The organism is Bacterioplanes sp. CLAM21, assembly GCF_059641015.1.
This window is the reverse complement of the sequence record NZ_CM184929.1, coordinates 1,301,860-1,320,639: the sequence shown is the minus strand read 5'-3', so window position 1 is coordinate 1,320,639 and position 18,780 is coordinate 1,301,860. Positions and strand designations below refer to the sequence as shown.

At 53.9% G+C, this 18,780-nt stretch carries 17 protein-coding genes; 11 read left to right on the top strand and 6 right to left on the bottom strand.

The features are described 5' to 3' along the window. The first annotated feature begins 53 nt into the window (after positions 1 to 53). The 3 genes from AC55FS_RS06295 to AC55FS_RS06285 are packed head-to-tail and all read left to right on the top strand — an operon-like array spanning position 54 to position 3,744. On the top strand, positions 54 to 1,493 hold the full coding sequence (locus AC55FS_RS06295) for a di-heme oxidoreductase family protein (protein ID WP_496935221.1): 1,440 nt from the start codon (positions 54 to 56) through the stop codon (positions 1,491 to 1,493). 10 nt (positions 1,494 to 1,503) lie between these two features. After that, entirely contained in the window at positions 1,504 to 2,661 is a 1,158-nt protein-coding gene (locus tag AC55FS_RS06290) for a DUF1513 domain-containing protein (RefSeq protein WP_496935220.1), read from the top strand. 18 nt (positions 2,662 to 2,679) lie between these two features. Further along, positions 2,680 to 3,744, top strand: coding sequence for an imelysin family protein (locus AC55FS_RS06285; RefSeq protein ID WP_496935219.1), 1,065 nt, complete (start codon positions 2,680 to 2,682; stop codon positions 3,742 to 3,744). Between the two features lie 43 nt (positions 3,745 to 3,787). Here AC55FS_RS06285 and AC55FS_RS06280 read toward each other — a convergent pair whose 3' ends face one another. Continuing rightward, entirely contained in the window at positions 3,788 to 6,169 is a 2,382-nt protein-coding gene (locus tag AC55FS_RS06280) for a DNA polymerase II (protein ID WP_496935218.1), read from the bottom strand. A 78-nt stretch (positions 6,170 to 6,247) separates the two neighbouring features. On the opposite strand from AC55FS_RS06280, the gene AC55FS_RS06275 reads away from it, so the two are divergent. Beyond that, positions 6,248 to 6,598, top strand: coding sequence for a pentapeptide repeat-containing protein (locus tag AC55FS_RS06275; protein ID WP_496935217.1), 351 nt, complete (start codon positions 6,248 to 6,250; stop codon positions 6,596 to 6,598). A gap of 94 nt (positions 6,599 to 6,692) precedes the next feature. Next, the gene (locus AC55FS_RS06270) at positions 6,693 to 7,493 is read left to right on the top strand and encodes a Crp/Fnr family transcriptional regulator (protein ID WP_496935216.1); all 801 of its coding nucleotides are present in this window, start codon (positions 6,693 to 6,695) and stop codon (positions 7,491 to 7,493) included. A gap of 367 nt (positions 7,494 to 7,860) precedes the next feature. Here the strand turns inward: AC55FS_RS06270 and AC55FS_RS06265 are convergent, their stop codons facing one another. Then, positions 7,861 to 8,604, bottom strand: coding sequence for an ABC transporter ATP-binding protein (locus AC55FS_RS06265; RefSeq protein WP_496935215.1), 744 nt, complete (start codon positions 8,602 to 8,604; stop codon positions 7,861 to 7,863). After that, complete coding sequence (locus AC55FS_RS06260) at positions 8,598 to 9,572, bottom strand: FecCD family ABC transporter permease (protein WP_496935214.1); 975 nt, start codon at positions 9,570 to 9,572, stop codon at positions 8,598 to 8,600. The genes AC55FS_RS06265 and AC55FS_RS06260 overlap by 7 nt, the downstream gene beginning before the upstream one ends. A 23-nt stretch (positions 9,573 to 9,595) precedes the next feature. Here AC55FS_RS06260 and AC55FS_RS06255 point away from each other — a divergent pair, with 23 nt between their 5' ends. Next, positions 9,596 to 9,922, top strand: coding sequence for a Rieske (2Fe-2S) protein (locus AC55FS_RS06255; RefSeq protein WP_496935213.1), 327 nt, complete (start codon positions 9,596 to 9,598; stop codon positions 9,920 to 9,922). A gap of 4 nt (positions 9,923 to 9,926) precedes the next feature. On the opposite strand, the gene sfsA is transcribed toward AC55FS_RS06255, so the two are convergent. Both sfsA and AC55FS_RS06245 read right to left on the bottom strand, forming a co-directional pair. Then, positions 9,927 to 10,637 (bottom strand): DNA/RNA nuclease SfsA, encoded by a 711-nt coding sequence (gene sfsA, locus AC55FS_RS06250; protein ID WP_496935212.1) that lies wholly within the window; start codon positions 10,635 to 10,637, stop codon positions 9,927 to 9,929. Next, positions 10,637 to 11,845, bottom strand: coding sequence for an aminotransferase class I/II-fold pyridoxal phosphate-dependent enzyme (locus AC55FS_RS06245; protein WP_496935211.1), 1,209 nt, complete (start codon positions 11,843 to 11,845; stop codon positions 10,637 to 10,639). The genes sfsA and AC55FS_RS06245 overlap by 1 nt, the downstream gene beginning before the upstream one ends. Before the next feature lie 200 nt (positions 11,846 to 12,045). On the opposite strand from AC55FS_RS06245, the gene dksA reads away from it, so the two are divergent. The 5 genes from dksA to AC55FS_RS06220 all read left to right on the top strand — a co-directional run bounded on the left by dksA (position 12,046) and on the right by AC55FS_RS06220 (position 17,956). Further along, complete coding sequence (gene dksA, locus AC55FS_RS06240; protein WP_496935210.1) at positions 12,046 to 12,480, top strand: RNA polymerase-binding protein DksA; 435 nt, start codon at positions 12,046 to 12,048, stop codon at positions 12,478 to 12,480. Between the two features lie 43 nt (positions 12,481 to 12,523). Further along, on the top strand, positions 12,524 to 13,405 hold the full coding sequence (gluQRS, locus tag AC55FS_RS06235; protein WP_496935209.1) for a tRNA glutamyl-Q(34) synthetase GluQRS: 882 nt from the start codon (positions 12,524 to 12,526) through the stop codon (positions 13,403 to 13,405). Between the two features lie 66 nt (positions 13,406 to 13,471). After that, complete coding sequence (locus tag AC55FS_RS06230; RefSeq protein ID WP_496935208.1) at positions 13,472 to 13,648, top strand: hypothetical protein; 177 nt, start codon at positions 13,472 to 13,474, stop codon at positions 13,646 to 13,648. Then, the gene (locus AC55FS_RS06225; RefSeq protein WP_496935207.1) at positions 13,623 to 16,583 is read left to right on the top strand and encodes an ATP-binding protein; all 2,961 of its coding nucleotides are present in this window, start codon (positions 13,623 to 13,625) and stop codon (positions 16,581 to 16,583) included. The genes AC55FS_RS06230 and AC55FS_RS06225 overlap by 26 nt, the downstream gene beginning before the upstream one ends. Continuing rightward, positions 16,580 to 17,956, top strand: a complete 1,377-nt coding sequence (locus AC55FS_RS06220; RefSeq protein ID WP_496935206.1) for a sigma-54-dependent transcriptional regulator — start codon at positions 16,580 to 16,582, stop codon at positions 17,954 to 17,956. Before AC55FS_RS06225 ends, AC55FS_RS06220 begins: the two co-directional genes overlap by 4 nt. Positions 17,957 to 18,245: 289 nt before the next feature. Here the strand turns inward: AC55FS_RS06220 and AC55FS_RS06215 are convergent, their stop codons facing one another. Next, entirely contained in the window at positions 18,246 to 18,776 is a 531-nt protein-coding gene (locus AC55FS_RS06215) for a YbbD-related protein (protein WP_496935205.1), read from the bottom strand. Positions 18,777 to 18,780: the final 4 nt, after the last annotated feature.

Sequence of the window (18,780 nt, the reverse complement as noted above, 5' to 3'; positions counted from 1 at the left end):
AGCTTGATATGCAGCGCGGCCATTGCCGCGCTGCTTTGCTGGAACCGCTCCTTATGCCGTTAAAGTTTGTCCCTCTGTTGCTCTGTCTAGCCGCTGTGTTACTAAGCGGTTGCGACCAAGCCCCTCCCTACCAACCAGCCGAAGCCTTACCTGGCGGCGCCACCAGCGTCGACATAGTGCCATTTCCCAGTTCTGAGCTGGCTGCCAGTAATTTACCGCTCGCCGATAAAGCCCAGTTTTATGCTGGCAAAGCCCTGGCCCACCAACCTTGGGTAAAAGCCCCCACCGTAACCGACGCTCGTGATGGATTGGGGCCCTTGTATAACGCTCGTACCTGCCTGGCCTGTCATACCAAAGGCGGTCGCGGCCATGTGCCCGACAGCCCAGACACACCCTTATTAAGCGCGTTTTTACGCTTAAGCATTGCTGGCCAACATCCGCAGCATGGTGCCATCGCTGAACCCACGTATGGCGACCAGTTGCAGTCTCAATCGGTGGCTCTAGGCCATCAGTTACGCTCAAGCCAGCCTGATTTGCCCATGTCGGTCGCTCCCGAGGGCTATGTACATTTGCATTGGCAACAGCAGAACTTCGTTTACCCCGACGGACAAGCACTGACGTTGCGCCGTCCACGCATTGAAATTCGTAACTTAGGCTATGGCCCACTGCACCCAGATACGTTAATGAGCCTGCGTATTGCACCGGCCATTCATGGTGCCGGCCTTATTGAGCTGATTAACCAAGCAGACATTGATGCCCTAGCCGACCCAGAAGACAGCAATGGCGATGGTATTTCTGGCCGTGTGAACCAGGTGTGGGATTATCGCCGCCAAGTCAAAGCACCCGGTCGATTTGGCCTAAAAGCCAACCGCGCCACCTTGGAAATTACCGTTGCCGGCGCTTTTGCCGGTGATGTTGGCATTAGCAATTCGCTGTTTGGGCAGCAGCCCTGCACTGCCGCCCAAACACCTTGTTTAAAACAAGCCAATGGCAACGACGCCAATGGGGTGGAAATCAGCGACGAGTTACTGCAGCTGGTGCTCAATTTTAATCGCAATATTGGTGTGCCTAAACGTCGTCAGCCCCAGGCTGAAAAAGTATTGGCTGGACGTGAGCTGTTTTATCAAATCGGCTGTCAGCAATGCCATCAGCCAGATTTTATCACCATGCCCAGTAGCGAACGGCCGCACTTAGGTGAGCAGCATATCTGGCCCTATAGCGACTTTTTGCTGCACGATATGGGCGAAGAGTTAGCCGACCATAGACCCGACTACCAAGCCAGTGGCCGTGAATGGCGCACTGCTCCTTTGTGGGGCTTGGGCCTAAGCCAACAAATCAGTGGCAGTCGTAACTTTTTGCACGATGGCCGTGCCCGCTCGATTGAAGAAGCCATTCTCTGGCACGGCGGCGAAGCTCGCGACAGCCAGCAAGCCTTCACTCAACTGTCGCAGCAACAGCGTCAGCAATTGCTGAGCTTTGTACGCTCGTTGTGAGGAAATATCGATGAATAAAACACCAGATAACGCCCGTCGACAGTTTTTATTAGCCGGCTTAACCCTGCCCATGCTGGCTGCCCCGATAACAGGTTCCTGGCTGGCTAATCGCCAGCAGCCGCAGCCTGTATTGGTGTCGGCTCAAGGGAGAAGCAAAGAGCAATATGGCGCCGCCTGGAGTAACAAAAATGGCCAAGTGCACACCGCGGCAACAGGCGTGCGCGGTCATGATGTTATTCAGCATGCATTGCGCCCGCAGCGATTATTAGTGGTTGCTCGTCGCCCTGGCCGCGAGTTGGTAGAAATTGATTTAGTCAGTGGCGATGTCGTTCAGCGCATCACCTGCCTTGAGCATCACCATCTCAATGGCCATGCCTGCTTCAGCCCAGATGGGCGCTACTTGTTTACCACAGAATCAGACATTGCCCATGGCCGCGGCCGTTTGATCGTACGTGATGGCAACGACTATCGAGTCTTGGCACAATTCAACAGCCACGGCATCGGCCCCCATGAACTGCAATTTATGCCTGATGGCCGTACCCTCGCGGTTGCTAATGGTGGCTTATTGACCCACCCAGACAGCGGCCGACAAGTATTAAATCTTGATACGATGCGCTCCACCTTGAGCCTGATCGATAGCCACAACGGTGAGCTATTGCAAGAATTCAGCGTTAATGAGCCCAAGGCCAGCATTCGCCATCTGGATGTTAGCCGTCGCGGCGACATCAGCGTAGCTTTACAAATGCAACGCCAGGGAGCCGAGCATCAACAACTGGCGCCATTGGCAGCCTTGTTACCAGCTGGAGGTTCGAGTCTGAGAGTATTGGGCGAGCCAGAGACGTTACTGTGGCACTGCAACGACTACATGGGCAGCACCCGCATCAACAATCTCAGCGGCATTGCGGGCTTTACCAGTCCGCGCGGCGATATTGCTTTGTTCTGGCATATTGACGACAACCGTCTGGCAGGGTTTCATCGCATGCACGATGTCTGTGGACTCAGTGTCAGCCTTGATCAGCGCCACTTTATTGTCAGCAATTCCAGCGGCCATATTCGTTATTTAGATGCGTTTAGCCTGCAAGAAAGCACGTCACTACGTCAGCATTGGCCAGATATCAGCTGGGACAATCATTTACACGCCATAAATTTACGCACAGCCAGGGCTTAACTGGCGATGGAGACCCTGATGAATAAACCTACCACCCTACTTAGCCTTAGTTTGCTGTTGGCCGCCTGTGGTGGCGGTGGCGGCAGTAGCAGTGGTGGCGGCACAGACACCAGCACTGATGGCTTAAGCACAGCGCAACGCCAAGCGTTGGTGAGTGCGATTAGCGAACAGCAAATTGTGCCGGCGATCAACGACTTTCACTCTGCCGCCAGCCAACTTCACAGCGAGGCCAGCGACTGGTGTCAATCGCCCAATGCAGACGGTTTAGCCAATGTACAACAGCAATGGATTAACACGGCTGACGCATGGTTTAAAGCGCAATTATTTAATTTTGGGCCAGCCGATGCAGACCCGGTTTTTCCGCTCTACACCTACATAGATTCTTTGCGTTTACGCGGCACGGATTACCGCGAAACCGTGCGTACCAGCCAAGCGAACTGGCTGCAACAAGACAACTTAGATACCGCCTTTTTTGCCGAGCAGCGTTTCCAATATGTCGGTCTGCTAGCGTTAGAAGAAGCCCTGTTTTATGGCCAGGATTTAGCACAAAGCTACATCAATGACGCCAAACGTTGCGACATTCTTACCGGCTTAAGTGAACAACTGTACACTCGTAGTCAGACACTGGCATTGGGCTGGAGCACGAATTACAACGGCACCGGCACGGCTTATGTGCAATTGCTTAATAATAATCAATTGCCCAGCGCTCGCGATGCCATGGCGCAGTTGCTGATATCCGGTCAGGAATATCTGGATTATCTGAAAAAGCGCAGCGTAATTTCACAAGCAGGCACCAGTGCCGACGTTTCTTGGCAACTGGTAGGCAGTGCGTTAGCAGCCAGCAAACAATTGCTGACTCAACCTTATGCTGGCAGCAGTATTCTTGATCGAATGAAAGCTCAGGGATACGAATTAAGCGTTAACGCGGTCAATAGCAATATTGCCATGGCAGAGCAAGCCTTAGCCGATCGTGATGCCGATGGTTTTTATGCCGCTATTGGCATGTTAGATGGCAACTTTAAACGTGAAATTCCCGTCGCTCTGGGCATAGAATTGGGCATCAACTTTACCGACGGTGATTAAGCACAGAATTGACTCAGTCACTCTCCAGCAGTAATAACAGCAGTTAAAACAACTGCAATTGCTGCCCTGTTAGGGCAGCAAAATCTTCCCCAGTAAATTGCAGCAGTGCTTGCGCCACCGGTTGCAATTGTTTTTCCAGATAATGCTGATAATCCAAGCGCGAACTAGATGCCTGTATGGGCTCTGGCCCATTGACTGTCATACGGTATTCGATCCATCCACCACGATCTGCAAAACGACTGGGCAGCCCTTGCTGAGCCAACCAGTGTTCTAATTTTTGCGCCGCTTGGGCATGCGGCGGACACTGGCGTTGATAAGCCGACAGCGGCCGTCTTAGCCGTTTTCGGTACACCAACTGATGGTCCAGCTGACCTGCCAATAATTGTTGCACTAGGTCCCGTAGCCATTGCTGGTATGGCTGATCGGCAAATAAACGCCGATACAGTTCGCGCTGAAACCCGCGCGCTAATAAGGTCCAATCACTGCGTACGGCTTCCAGTCCTTTAAATACTAACGTTTCTTCGCCATTCGGGCGTTGAGCTAAACCGGCGTAGCGTTTTTTACTGCCGGTTTCTTCACCACGAATCGACGGCATAAAAAAGCGCCGATAGTAGGTTTCAAATTCCATTTCTAAAAAACTATCGATGCCATATTCACTTTTAAGAGTCGATTGCCAAAAATCGGTTAAACCGCTGGCCAGTTGCTGGCCTAAGCCATGGGCTTGCTGCAAACTCAGTTCGCCCTGCACAGCAACAAACACCGAGTCGGTATCACCGTAAATGACCTGCATTCCCTGCTCTTTTAACCAGGCTGCACTGCGACTAATAATTTCATGGCCGCGCATGGTAATGGAGCTGGATAAACGAGTGTCGTAAAAACGACAACCATCCGAGCCCAGCACGCCATAGCAGGAGGCCATAATAATTTTAATCGCCTGAGCTAAAGGTACATTGCCATCTCGTTTTGCCTGATCTCGGCGCTGCCCTAACTGAGCAATCAGGGCAGGCAAAATATGCTGATGGCGATGAAAAATACCGTCAAAAAAGCCGGGCACTAAATCTTTATGGGGGTACTCAACTGTGCTTTGTTGTTGGCTAAGTTGCAAGCCATTGATAAGCCCCATAGGATCAATGCAAAAAGTGCGAATAATCGACGGATACAGGCTTTTAAAGTCCAACACCAGCACTTGTTCGTGCAGGCCTGGCACTGAGTCCATCACCAAACCGCCAGGGCTTTTTCGTTGGTGGTAGCCTTCACCGATATTGGGTGCAACAAAACCAGCACGATGCAGTCTTGGTAAATACATATTTTCAAATGCCGCCACTGAGCCGCCCATACGATCGGGCGTTAAACCGGTCAGATGAGCACGTTCAATGGCAAAGTTCAGCACGTCAGTGTGTTCAAAAATGCGCCATACCAGTTCGCAGTCTTTCAGGTTATAGCGCGCTAAAGCCCAAGGGTCGGTGTCGAATAACTGTTCAATATCTTCGCCGCGCTGCTCGCTTTGCAGCAATTTGTTATCACCCAGCAGTTGCTTAGCGACCTCATTTAAAGCAAAGCTTTCGAACTGCCAGGTCGCATTACGCAGCAGCTCAATGCCATCTAACAGCAATCGACCGGCGGCATGAACTTGCACACGCTCTGGGTTATTGCGCCGACGGCGCCAACGAATCCCTTTGCCATCACGCCCTAGGGTTAGCTCTAAGCCGTGCTTCTCGCACTGGCGGCGTAAAAAATCGATATCAAACTGCACCAGATTCCAGCCCATAATGACATCGGGATCGAGCAGCTCAATACATTGCAAAAAACGGCGTAGTAGCGCGACTTCATCGACACACCACTCGAGGATAAAGTCGTCATCTTGCCCCTCTTGCGGTTGGGCGCAGGTCAATACCCGGCGTTCATGCTGAGAAAACAAGGCAATAGAAAACAGACGGTCGGGCTTATCTCGATGGGGCATCGAGGTTTCAATATCAATGGAAACACAGTTGAGCTGCGGTAAATAGCGTGTAGGTTGCAGCCGTATTTGCTCACCCTGCTGCTGCAGCTCGGCGGCACCATAAATAAAGCGCTCCATCAAATACCGCTCGGTCGGGCGAATATCCACTTCCCGACAGACAATGCCCTGCTCTGCCAGCACATCACGCCAACGGTACAAATATCCCGCTGGCATATAACAGGCACTGGCAGGCTGATCAGCGAAAGAACGCAGTTGCAATGGCTTGATCTGCACCGGCCAAGCCAGAGTTGTGGCAATGCTGTGTGCACGCTCAGCATTGACGCTGTCGATAAAGCAAACGCTGGGTTGGCGATGACGGCTGACTCTAGGCCCGACAGGCGTCGACCACCAGAAGGTCAGCTCGGTGCCCTGGTCATCATCGTGCCATTCAGACGTTAATAGAAATGCCGGCGTGGCTTGGCTCATAGAGCATCTATACTGTGCCAAAGGGCGAGCATTGTAGCCTGATTGACGTGCTGATTTCGCCCTTCTAAGGAGATGTGTATGAGCAAGCCTGTCATCAGCCAGGATCCGCTATACCAGTTGTTACGCAACGACGACATCGCAGGCTTTAACGCCGCCCGAGCCAGTGGTCAAAGTGTTGAGCTGCGCCAGTGTGATCTACGTGGGCTGGATTTACGCGACATCAACTTCAGCGGTCTTGACCTCAGCGACTGCTATTTTCGTGGCGCCGACCTGCGCGGTATAGACTTCAGTGGCTGTCTGCTCAACGGCGCCAGTTTGGCTGATGCCAAAATCAGTGGCTGCTTTTTTCCACCAGAGATCCCAGCTCAAGAAATACTGCTGTCGGTGACACACGGCATCAGACTGCGCCATAGGGTCGCTACAAAATGACAGATTTAGTCATTCAAGGGATGTTTGAATTGAGGTAACGTGAGGCCCATTTTGGCCGCGCTTGTTGGCACTTTTTTAAACGCAGGAATTTCGCATGTATTTGACCAGTTCTCCCTCCGATACCGTTGCCCCACTGCTGGAGCGCATTCCTGCCCTGACCCAAGCTTTGCTCGCCGACTTGGACTATGACACCACAGTGATCACCTTAGAAGGCGTCGACAATCTATACGATATGTTTGACCCAGATAAGCTGTTTCTTATTCAGGATGGCGCCCTGCAGCTAAGCCACAACGGTTATACCCTAGTGAACTTTGAGGAGGGTGATCTGGTAGGAATAACTCATTCCTTCTCCGTACCCACCCCCATCTTTCGTACTGACGAATACGTTGAGCTGATCACGCTGGATCGCAACGAATTTCTGCGCCATGTGTACTCAGACAAGCGCCGCTTACATTATTGGAGCCAGTACCTGATCACCCTCAATGCTATTTTGCTGAACTACCTGGCCGAACAACACAAAGAACAAGCCAGACCCGTCGCCGGCTTTCAAAATATCCAGCCAGGGGAGGTCATTATTCAGCAAGGCGACGTCGCAGATCATGTCTACACCATTATTTCTGGCAGTGCCGATGTGTTTGTCGACGGTGTAAAGGTTGGTGAAATAGGAGAAGAAGAGGTGTTCGGCGCCATGGCCGTATTCACCGGTGAAGCCCGCTCTGCCACGGTCACAGCCACCGCAAGCTGCACCATTATGGCAGTGCCCAAAGAAGACTTTGCGTTGCTGATCGAAGCTCAGCCCAAGGCCGCTCTCAATCTGATTGAGGATCTGGCCCGTCGTATCAGCACCATGAATCAGCAACTGATAGAAGGTGCTGAGAATAAAACACAAATATAAATGAGAATTATTATTGACAGGAGAAGGTCGCTTATCTAGAGTACTGATGGTCGGCGGCAGAGATGTTGCCGATGTTCAGAATCCAGGGCATTGCAATGGATTGTGATCTCTCTCATCAAGCTAATCACGGTTGCTTTGCCCCTCTTTTTGAGGGGCATTTTTTTGCCTGCAACAAAGCCCTGCCTTCAACAAATACAAATGAGAATTATTATTGACAATACCAAGAGACTTCTCTAAAGTGCATCGGGTCGCTGGCAGAGATGTCAGCGGTGTTCAGAATCCAGGGCATTGCAATGGATTGTGATCTCTCTCATCAAGCTAATCACGGTTATTTTGCCCCTGCTCTGTTGGAGCCAGGGGCGTTTTTTTAGCGCCAACGAATGCCACTGGCATCGGCCAACACATCAATTTCAAATACCTCGCTTAAGCGCTCGCTGGTCATCACCTCTGTTGGAGTACCTGACGCCAGCAAACGGCCACAGCACAGCAGCGCCACACGATCGGCATACTGGTGTGCCAAATTCAAATCGTGAATCACCATTACTACGCCATGGCCAGCATCGGCATACTGACGCGCCTGCAACAAACACTGTTGTTGATGGCGTAAATCGAGAGCACTCAAAGGCTCATCCAACAGCCAGAATGATGTCGACTGAGCTTGCAACCAGCTGCGCGCCAGTTGCACCCGTTGTTGCTCACCGCCCGACAGCCAACGTACCTGCTGCTGAGCCAGATAGTGAATATCCCATAGAGTCAAAGCGTGTTGTATCTGCTGGCGCTGCTGCACTACGGAATCGAGTGACTGCAAGTTGCCCAGTGCTACCACCTCTGTCACGGTCAACGGAAACGACAACGAGCTCAATTGCGGTAACAAGCTCACCTGTTGAGCCCAGCGCTGACGTGACCAACCGCTGCTATCTTGCCCGTCAATCTGGATAGTGCCTCGAGCTGGCGGCTCTAGGCCTGCCATCAGCTGCAATAAAGAGGATTTACCTGCACCATTGGGGCCGAGCAGCATCAGGATTTCACCATGGGATACCGTTAATCGAATGTCATCAAGCAAGGCCACAGAGCCTCGATTCAGACCGACCTGTTGTAACTGCATCACCATGACAACCGCCGTTTTTCTCGCATCAACAACGCAATAAATACAGGCGCGCCGACCAGGCTAGTGACGATACCGATTGGCAGTTCAGCCGGTGAAATAACGCTGCGAGCCAGTGCATCAGCCAGCACCATCAAACAGCCGCCCATTGCCACCGCCAAAGGCAACACACGGCGGTGCGAAGCACCGATCAGCAAGCGCGCCATATGCGGGCTGACCAGTCCAACAAAGCCAATCACACCACAGGCGCTGACCGCAAGGCTGACCATTAACGCCACCCACAATACGCTGCGCTGCTGCAGTTTTTGTACCTCGATGCCCATAGACCTAGCCTCAGTCACCCCCAATAACAAGGCGTCGAGCTGGCGCAAACGCGCTGGCCAGTAGCAGCAAGCTGCCAGTAGCAACATCGCCAGAACACTCACCCAATACCAGTTGGCACCACTCAAGCTGCCCAGCGACCAAAAGGTAATCTGTCGCAGTGCGCTGTCACTGGCGACATAAGCCAGCAAGCCAATCAGGGCATTGGCCATCACGTTGACAGCGATACCCGCCAGAATCAAAAAGCTCATGGCATGCAGTGACGAACCGCTCAGACCCAAGCGCATCACCAGTATCAACGCCAGCCAAGCGCCAACAAACGCCAATAAGGTTTGCACTTCCAGCGGCGACGACGATAGCAATGCCAGATACACCGCAGCACCGACCGCAGCGCCACCAGAAACGCCAATCAAGCCCGGGTCCGCTAACGGGTTACGCACCACACCTTGTATCAACACCCCGGCCCAAGCCAAGGTCGCCCCCACTAAAAACGCCAATAACACCCGCGGCAAGCGAATCTGCCAGAGCACGGTTTGGCCCATATCCGACTGCCACAGCCATGACCAGCTCTGGCTGCCCAGAGCCAGCCCCAGCAGCAAGCACACAGGGACTAGCAACCACACCAACGGCGGGATAAGCTCGCGACGCAACATATCAGTGACGGGCCTTATAAAAGATGAAAAAAGAGCATGCATTGTGCCATAGCAGTGCCATAGAAGAAGGACAAAGCAAAGGTTTTGACGTCGATGGCACGGCTCTGTTCGTGGTGCACAAGCACGGGCAGTTTTATGCCTACCGCAATCAATGCCCGCACCTAGGCATTGAACTGGAGTGGCAAGCCGATCAATTTCTCGACAGCGAAGGCAGTTTGATCCAGTGCGCCACCCACGGTGCGTTATTTTTGATCGACAGCGGCGACTGCATCGCTGGCCCTTGCCAAGGTCGGGCGCTCACAGCTATTCCCTGTGAAGTCAGAGAAGGCCAGCTGTGGGTTCAGTTGTAGGCGATTAGAGCTGTAGCGGCACAGCCTGGCTGAGTTGCATGCTGGCACTGGCCGAATCAAAGGCCACCTGCCGGGCCAGCACCTCAACCCCCTGCTTCATCACCTGTTGTAACGTGGCGGCATAGGCCGGGTCAATGTCTTCGGCGACACCCACTTTTTGAATGCCCTGGTGCGCCACACAAAACAGCAATACTGAGCGAAAGCCCTGTTCCTTTAACTGCTGTAGCCGAAGTAAATGCTTACGGCCACGATCAGTCACGGCATCGGGAAAGCAGCCAAAATCGCTGTTTTCACGCAATAATGTGACGGTTTTTACTTCCAAATAGAGATCCGCCAAACCGGGTTGCTGCAGCAAAAAATCCAACCGGCCATCGACAACTCGGGGCTCACGCTGAATCTGGCCATAATCAGCCAGCTCGGCAATGCGCCCTTGCTGCAATGCTTCGTCCACCAACTGATTGGCGCGCTGGGTATTGATGCACGCCAGATAACGCTCATCCACCTCAACCCACTCCCAGCTCCACGGATACTTGCGCTTGGCATTGTCGCTGTGCAGCAGCCATACCCGACAGCCTGGCTCGGCGCAGCGGGTCATGGAGCCAGTATTGGGACAATGCACCGTCACCACAGAACCATCTGGCAGCTCCACGTCGGCTAAAAAGCGTTTGTAGCGACGAATCAGGGTGGCTGGCTGCAGCGCCTGTGGATACTGCATTAACGCTGCTCCAACCATTGCTGCAAACGCTGCATCGCTTGCTCTAACCGAGGCAGCGGTGTGGTAAAGGCAAAGCGCACATGCTGGTTGGCTTGGTAGTCGCCAAAGTCAGTGCCTGGGGTAAAAGCCACCCCAGTTGCGGCCAGCGCCTGTTGGCAAAAACTCAGGCTGTCATCGGTGAACTCGCTGGCATCGGCGTAAATATAAAAAGCTCCGTCCGGCACCACCGCCAGCTTAAAGCCCAGTTCTGGCAGCGCCTGCAACAAATAGTCACGGCGCTGCTGCAACTCCTGGCGACGCTGCTCAAGAATATCCATGGTGGCCTGACTAAAACCGGCCAAAGCCGCATATTGTGCCGGAGTAGAAGGCGCCAAAAAGAGGTTTTGCGCTAGCGTGTCGAGCCGCTCGACCCAGCTCTCGGGCACCACTGCCCAACCCAGCCGCCAGCCTGTCATGCCGAAAAATTTAGAAAAACTGTTTATCACCGCCAAATTTTCGTGCTGACCCAAGCTCAATGCCGTTTCAATGGTTGGGCGCACGCTGACATCGGTGCCGGGAGCGCCGTAGTTTAAGCCTTGATAGATTTCATCAACCCACAGCTCACCGCCACGCTCGCTGACCGCCTGGTGCAAGTGCTGCAATTGCGCCAGTGATAACACTGTGCCGGTCGGGTTGGCCGGAGAGGCCACCAGGGCAACTTGTGTATTTGCTTGCCAGTGCTGCTGCACTTGGGCCGGCGTCAGCTGCAAGCCACAAGCCGGATCGCCGGCAACCAACTGACCATGGGCTTCAAATACGCGGGCAAAATGACGATTACAAGGGTAACCAGGGTCGGCCAACAACATGGTCTGGCCCATTTCCAAACGCGCCGCCGTCAACAGCAGCAAGGCACCGGAAGCACCGGGCGTCAGCACCACTTGGCGCGGATTAATACGCACAGCAAACCGCTGCCAATAATCATCGGCCAGTTTTTCCCGCAACGCCGGCAAGCCTAATGCCGGGGTATAACGCGTTTGTCCCGCCCGCAGCGCGGCAACGGCGGCCTCGACCATAGGCTCAGGGGTAGCAAAATCCGGCTCACCCACTTGCAAGTGAATCACGTCGTGGCCATCGGCCTGCATCGCCTGGGCTTGTTCCAAAATGGCCATGACCTGAAAGGCAGCTACTTGGTCTGATCGCCGCTTTGGCGGTACATAACTGTCACTCATGGCTAACCTCTCGTCATATCGTTCAGAAAATGCGCCATTGTCCGCGCCAAACATCAGAAAGCAAACAAATAGTTGGCGCCCTGACACAGATCTGATAGTTTCCCCGCCTTGTCATTTGGATCGCACTGGGCGCATAGTGGCCTGAGTGCGCATGGAACCGATGCCGGACGAGTCCGGCTAACCAGGTGAGGCGGTAAGCGATGCCGGAACAGAAAAAAGAATTTGCGTTGTCCAACTTCACTCCTTATGAGATCAAAGAGGGTGAAGAGTACATGAACGATGCTCAGATGGAGCACTTCACCAACATACTGCAAAGCTGGAAGCAGGAGTTGATGGAAGAGGTCGATCGTACCAAAGAGCATATGCAGACCGAGGTCAACAACTACGCGGACCCTAACGACCGTGCCAGTCAGGAAGAAGAATTCAACCTGGAGCTGCGCACCCGTGACCGTGAGCGTAAGTTGATCAAGAAAATTGAAAAAACTCTCGATCTGATCGACAGCGGTGACTACGGCTTCTGTAAAGCCTGTGGCATCGAAATCGGCATTCGTCGTCTGGAAGCCAGACCGACAGCCGATTTGTGCATCGATTGCAAAACCCTGGCTGAAATCAAAGAAAAGCAGCTCGGCGTTTAATCCCAACGGGGCAGCCTCGACTGCCCCGCTGCACCGTGCCACCATGCCAGCCATTGCCACCGGACGCTTTGCGCCCTCCCCCACTGGACCTTTGCACTTTGGTTCCTTGATTGCCGCCGTGGCCAGTTATCTGGACATGCGTTCGCGTCAGGGTCGCTGGCTGGTGCGCATTGAAGATCTTGATCCGCCGCGTGAAGAGCCCGGCGCCAGTGCCTCGATTTTACGCACCTTAGAGGCTTATTCTCTGCACTGGGACGGCGAGGTTCGTTATCAAAGCCAGCGGGCCGAGGCCTACGAGCACGCCTTGCAGCAGTTGCGCCAGCAACAGCAGGCCTTTCCCTGTCGCTGTTCACGCAAACAATTGGCTGGCCAGCCTCATACGGGCATTTGTGCCAGCGCCACAGCGGATGACGCCGATATTGCCTGGCGTTTTTTATGCCCTGCAGGGGTGATTCACTTTGTCGATGAATTACAAGGCCAGCAAAGCACCGACCTTGCCAGCATCGGCGATTTCGTTATTCGCCGCCGCGATCGCCTGTGGTCTTATCAATTGGCCGTGGTGGTCGATGATGCTGATCAAGGCATTACCCATATCACTCGTGGCATAGACCTGATCGACTCAACACCGATGCAGCTACTGCTGCAAAAAGCACTCAACCTAGCAACCCCTGTCTATACTCACCTGCCAGTCGCCCTTGAGCCCAACGGCCAAAAACTCAGCAAGCAAAACCTAGCTCGGCCCATCGCCGCTGACGACAGTGGTTATACGCTCTGGCAAGTACTGGCGTGGTTAGGCCAGCAGCCGCCAATTGAGCTGCAACGCGCTGGCAATGAAGCCTTGTTGACCTGGGGCTGTCAGCACTGGCAAACGCAACCTCTGATGGCACAACAGGCGCATCCTGCACCCGCAGCCTTTCACCGCTGATGTGTTACTCTTGGCGATCGCCTGATTGGGCGATTCCTGTCAGGACTCATTATCGATAAGGACACCATGTACGACCATCGCCTTGGCCTGCTGCTGTTAGTGGGCTTGTATTTGCTCTCGCCGGTCATGATGGACTGGTGGCTGGATGACCGCGGCGCCTGGTACCGGCCGTTTGCCATCTGGTTTGTGCTGATCGCCTTTTATATCTGGTTAAACCATGCGCGAGGCGATGATGAGCTTTAGCCTGAGTCAACTGGGCCTGATTGTATTGGGCTATTTGAGTGTGCTGTTTGCCACCGCCTACGCCGTCGAACGCGGCTGGGTGTCACGCACCTTCGTACGCCATCCGCTGGTTTATATTCTGTCGCTCGGGGTTTATGCCAGCGCGTGGGCGTTTTATGGCTCAGTCGGCCTGGCCCACCAGTACGGCTATGGTTTTTTGGCCTACTACCTCGGCATCGCCGGTGCCTTTGTGATGTCGCCGATTCTACTTAGGCCATTACTCAACATCACCCGCACCTATCAGCTCAGCTCATTGGCCGATTTACTGGCATTTCGTTATCGCAGCCGGTTGGCCGGCATGCTGGTGACCTTGTTTATGCTAGCCGTGGTGGTGCCGATGCTGACCTTACAGCTGCGCGCCATTGCCGATACCCTGCATTTGCTAAACAGCGAATGGGACACCGCCGAGCTGGCATTCGGCTTTTGCCTCACCATGATTTTATTTGCCGTTCTGTTTGGTGCCCGCCACGTATCACCACGGGAAAAGCACGAAGGGCTAGTACTGGCGCTGGCGTTTGAATCGCTGTTGAAGCTATCAGCCATCCTGGTACTGGCCGGTGTGGCGTTATTTGGCATCTTTTCTGAAGTGGGTGGCCTGGAGCAATGGTTGGTCGACAACCAAGATCGCCTGCTCAGTGCGCAAAGCATGCCTCTGGTGACGCTGCAGGAAGGTCCTTGGCGCACCTTGCTGCTAGTATTTTTCGCCGCCGCCGTGGTGATGCCACACATGTTTCACGTCACCTTTACCGAGAACGTCAACAGCGATGCCCTGCATCCTGCCAGCTGGGGATTTCCGCTGTTTTTGTTGGCCATGGCGATGTGTGTTCCGCCCATTCTGTGGGCCGGTGTGTACATGCAAGTCGACACTCCGGCGGAGTACTTTGCCATTGGCATCGGCCTTAAGCTGCAATCGCCCACGCTGGTTATTCTGACCTTCCTGGGTGGCCTCGCAGCCGCCTCCGGCATCATCATAGTGATAACACTGGCGATGGCCGCCATGCTGCTTAATCACCTGGTACTGCCCTTTCACAAACCCAGTCCACGGCACGACTTTTATCGCTGGCTACTGTGGATGCGCCGCAGCCTGATCACCGCCATCTTGCTGCTGGCTTATGGGTTTTATTCTCTCGTTGGGGCCGACCTGGATCTTAATCGCTTAGGGCTGCTGGCGTTTGTCGCAGCGGTGCAGTTTCTGCCTGGCGTACTGGGACTGCTGTACTGGCCCAAAGCCAACCGCCATGGTTTTTTGTTGGGGTTAATCTGCGGCATTGTGGCTTGGATTTACGGCATGTTACTGCCGTTCTCGGAACTGGCACTGGGCTGGAACGTGCCACTGCCACTGCCGGCTGTCGATGAAAGCAACTGGCACTTAGCCGCCATGGGCGCTCTGGTCGTCAACCTGACCTTGTTCATTTTGGTGAGCTTGCTGACCAAAGCCAAACCATCGGAGCTGTCGGCCGCTCAGGCTTGCTCCGTCGATACCGTCTCGCGTCCAACACGTCGGCCTTTGATCGCAGCAAACTCCAACGACATCATCATGTCGCTGAGCAAGCCGCTTGGACGTTATGTGGCCGAGCGCGAAGTCTATCAAGCGTTGCAAGACCTTAACCTGCCGTCCTATGAAGATAGGCCCTACGCGTTGCGGCGTTTGCGGGCGCGCTTAGAAGCCAACCTATCAGGACTGATGGGGCCGACCGTGGCCCACGATATCATTACCCGGGCCTTGCCGTTTCAGGACGATGCCGAGCTGAGTGAAGATATTTATCAAATCGAGCAACGGCTAGAAGGCTTTCACGATCGGCTTAGCGGCCTGGCGGGCGAGCTCGACAATCTTCGTCGCTACCATCGCCAGACCTTGGAGCGTTTACCCATGGGGGTATGCTCCTTGGCCGATGATGGCGAGATACTGCTGTGGAATCAGGCCATGCAGGAACTGACCACCATATCAGCGCAGACCGTTACCGGCTCACACATCAAACGCTTGCCCAGCCCTTGGGCTGAGCTGCTGCTGGATTTTATTGCCAGTCCACAGATGCACGTGCATAAACAACGCATCGATATTGGCGCCAGACCACGCTGGTACAGCCTGCATAAAGCCCTGATTCAGCCTTCTGGCGGTCAACCTGGCGGCATGGTGGTGTTGATGGAGGATCAAACCGAAACCCAATTACTGGAAGAAGAATTGATGCACAGCGAGCGACTGGCATCGATTGGTCGACTGGCGGCAGGGGTGGCCCACGAAATCGGCAACCCCATTACCGGTATCGACAGCCTGGCGCAAATTATTCGCTACGAGTGTGAAGATCCGGAACTGGCTGAGATGGCCAGTCAGATTCAAGAACAGACCCAACGTGTCAGCCGTATTGTGCAATCACTGATGAATTTTGCCCATGCCGGCAACCAATCCAGTGAACACGAAGCCGTGCCTATCGCCCAGTGTGTCGAAGAGGCAGTGCAACTGCTGCGACTGAGCAAACGCTGCATGGATATCAGCTTTAACAATGACTGTGATCCTGAACTGTTGGTGTTGGGCGATGCTCAACGGCTGGTACAGGTGTTTGTGAACCTGCTCGGCAATGCCCGTGATGCTAGCCAACCGGGTGATCAGATTCACATCACCAGCGAAGCTGATGAGCATCAGGTGATTTTACGAGTTATCGACCAGGGCCACGGCATTGAACCAGAGACCCTGGATCGTATCTTTGAGCCCTTTTTTACCACCAAGGACGTTGGTAAGGGCACCGGCCTGGGGCTGGCCTTGGTGTACAGCATTGTCGAAGAACACTACGGCAATATCAGTATTCACAGCCCGGCCAGTGAAGGTCGAGGCACCTGTGTTAAAGTGAGCCTGCCCCGGCTACACCCATCAGAGCAAGAGTTGGATTACCGCGCATGAGCCATATTCTGGTTGTTGAAGACGAAACCATCATTCGCCAAGCATTACGCCGCTTGCTGCAACGACACGACTACCAGGTAACGGATGTCGATTCTCTTGATGCTGCGCGCCAGCAGCCTCTGGAGCAGTTTGATTTGATCATCAGTGATTTGCGCCTGCCCGGCGGCAATGGCACTGAGCTGATTTCCCTCGCTGGCCGCACACCGGTGCTGATCATGACCAGCTATGCGTCATTGCGCAGCGCCGTTGATTCGATGAAATTAGGCGCCGTTGACTATATCGCCAAGCCCTTTGATCACGATGAGCTCGTTGAAGCCGTGCGCCGCATTTTGGCCGACAGCCAAGCTGTGCCAGCGGCTCCCAGCAGCAGCGACGAGCAGGAATTTCCTGTTAGCGGCATTATTGGCAGCTGCGATGCCATGCAAACCCTGTTTCGAAAAATCAGCAAGGTCGCACCAACCGATGCCACTGTGCTGATTCAGGGCGAATCAGGCACGGGCAAAGAGTTGGTTGCACGGGCGTTACATGCCCAGAGCCAGCGCCACAATGCCACTATGATCTCGGTCAACTGTGCCGCCATTCCAGAGACCTTGATTGAGTCTGAGCTGTTTGGCCATGAAAAAGGCGCCTTTACCGGAGCTACTGCTTTGCGCCAAGGGCTGGTAGAAGCCGCCGATGGCGGAACCTTGTTTCTCGATGAAATTGGCGAGCTGCCCCTTGAGGCCCAGGCACGTTTATTACGGGTGCTGCAAGAGGGAGAAATTCGCCGCGTCGGTTCGGTGCAAAGCCGCAAAGTCGATGTTCGCCTGATTGCCGCCACCCACCGCAACCTGCGTGAACTGGCCCAAAAGGGCGAATTCCGAGAAGACCTGTATTACCGCTTAAACGTGGTCGCGCTGCATCTGCCGCCACTGCGTGAGCGGGGTAACGATGTGGTTGAGCTGGCCCAAGCTCTGTTGCAGCGCCGCTGTGAAAAAATGCAGCTCCCCGTCATGCTGTTTGCTCCCGATGCACTCGATGCCATTAGCCGCTATCACTGGCCAGGCAATGTGCGCGAGCTTGAAAATGCCGTTGAGCGGGCGGTAATTCTGGCCGATGACGATCAAGCCATCAGTGCCGATCTGCTGGGTATTGATCTATCACCTGATAGTTACGTCAGCACCACGTTAAAAGAAAACCTGGTGCAAAACGATCAGCCAGCGGCCACGGAATCCGAGCAGGGAGACTTGTCGTTAGATGATTATTTTGTCCACTTCGTATTGGAAAACGAATCGCGCATGACGGAAACCGAGCTGGCCCGAAAACTCGGCATCTCACGCAAAAGCTTATGGGAGCGACGACAGCGCCTTGGCATTCCACGCAAAAAGAAGTAACCGCACTCGGTAACACTGTGTGGTGGGCAGTAACCTTTTGCCTGCCACTCAGGGTAACACCCGCTCACAAAAGGGCACAGCCACCCACCATCATCTTACAGAAAACCTTTTAACTCATTGATTTATAAAGGATTCCTAACGGTCCTGTTTTTTTGGCACGATGTTCGCTTAACAACTGTCAAGAATTACAAAGAGCCGTCGCCCCAATAACAATAAGACGCAGCGGCTCAACCAGCTGGACAATAACAATAACGCCAGCTGCAGAGTGGATAACAACAATAATGAGCCCCTACTCACTGACAGCCGATGCATTTGCTGGCCTTACCGCCTGTAAATCCATCGGCTTTCTTATGTCTGCGGCCTGGCCTTGGCGGGAAATCCATACAAAAGCTAGCTGTTCGGACTCATCGACAGCGGCCATATAAAGCGGCTCAGAGCCACATACATACCAACTGAAGCTGGCCAGGGCCTGTTGTTGCAGCAGAGCAGCAAAACTGCTGGGAAAACGCGTGCTGTCCGTCGATAGGATTTCCTCACCTTTATCGGCGGGCAACGGCTGACAAAGTGGCGAGCGATAAAACGCCTGCGCCTTTGAAAAACGAAAGCGCATCCACATGTCATTGGTGTCTATATCGTGGCTTTCCTCGATATCAAAGGCACTGCTGGGAATCCAGTCCGGCACCCAGCCTGTTGTAATGAGCGCGGCTAGCTCTTCGCGGTTGTCGAAACTGCTGCTAGGCCTTTCCCATTTCTCCAACACCAGCGCGGCCGCAGCAAGCAATGCCGCCAGAACCAGCCCAACAGATAACAACCCTTTCAAAAGC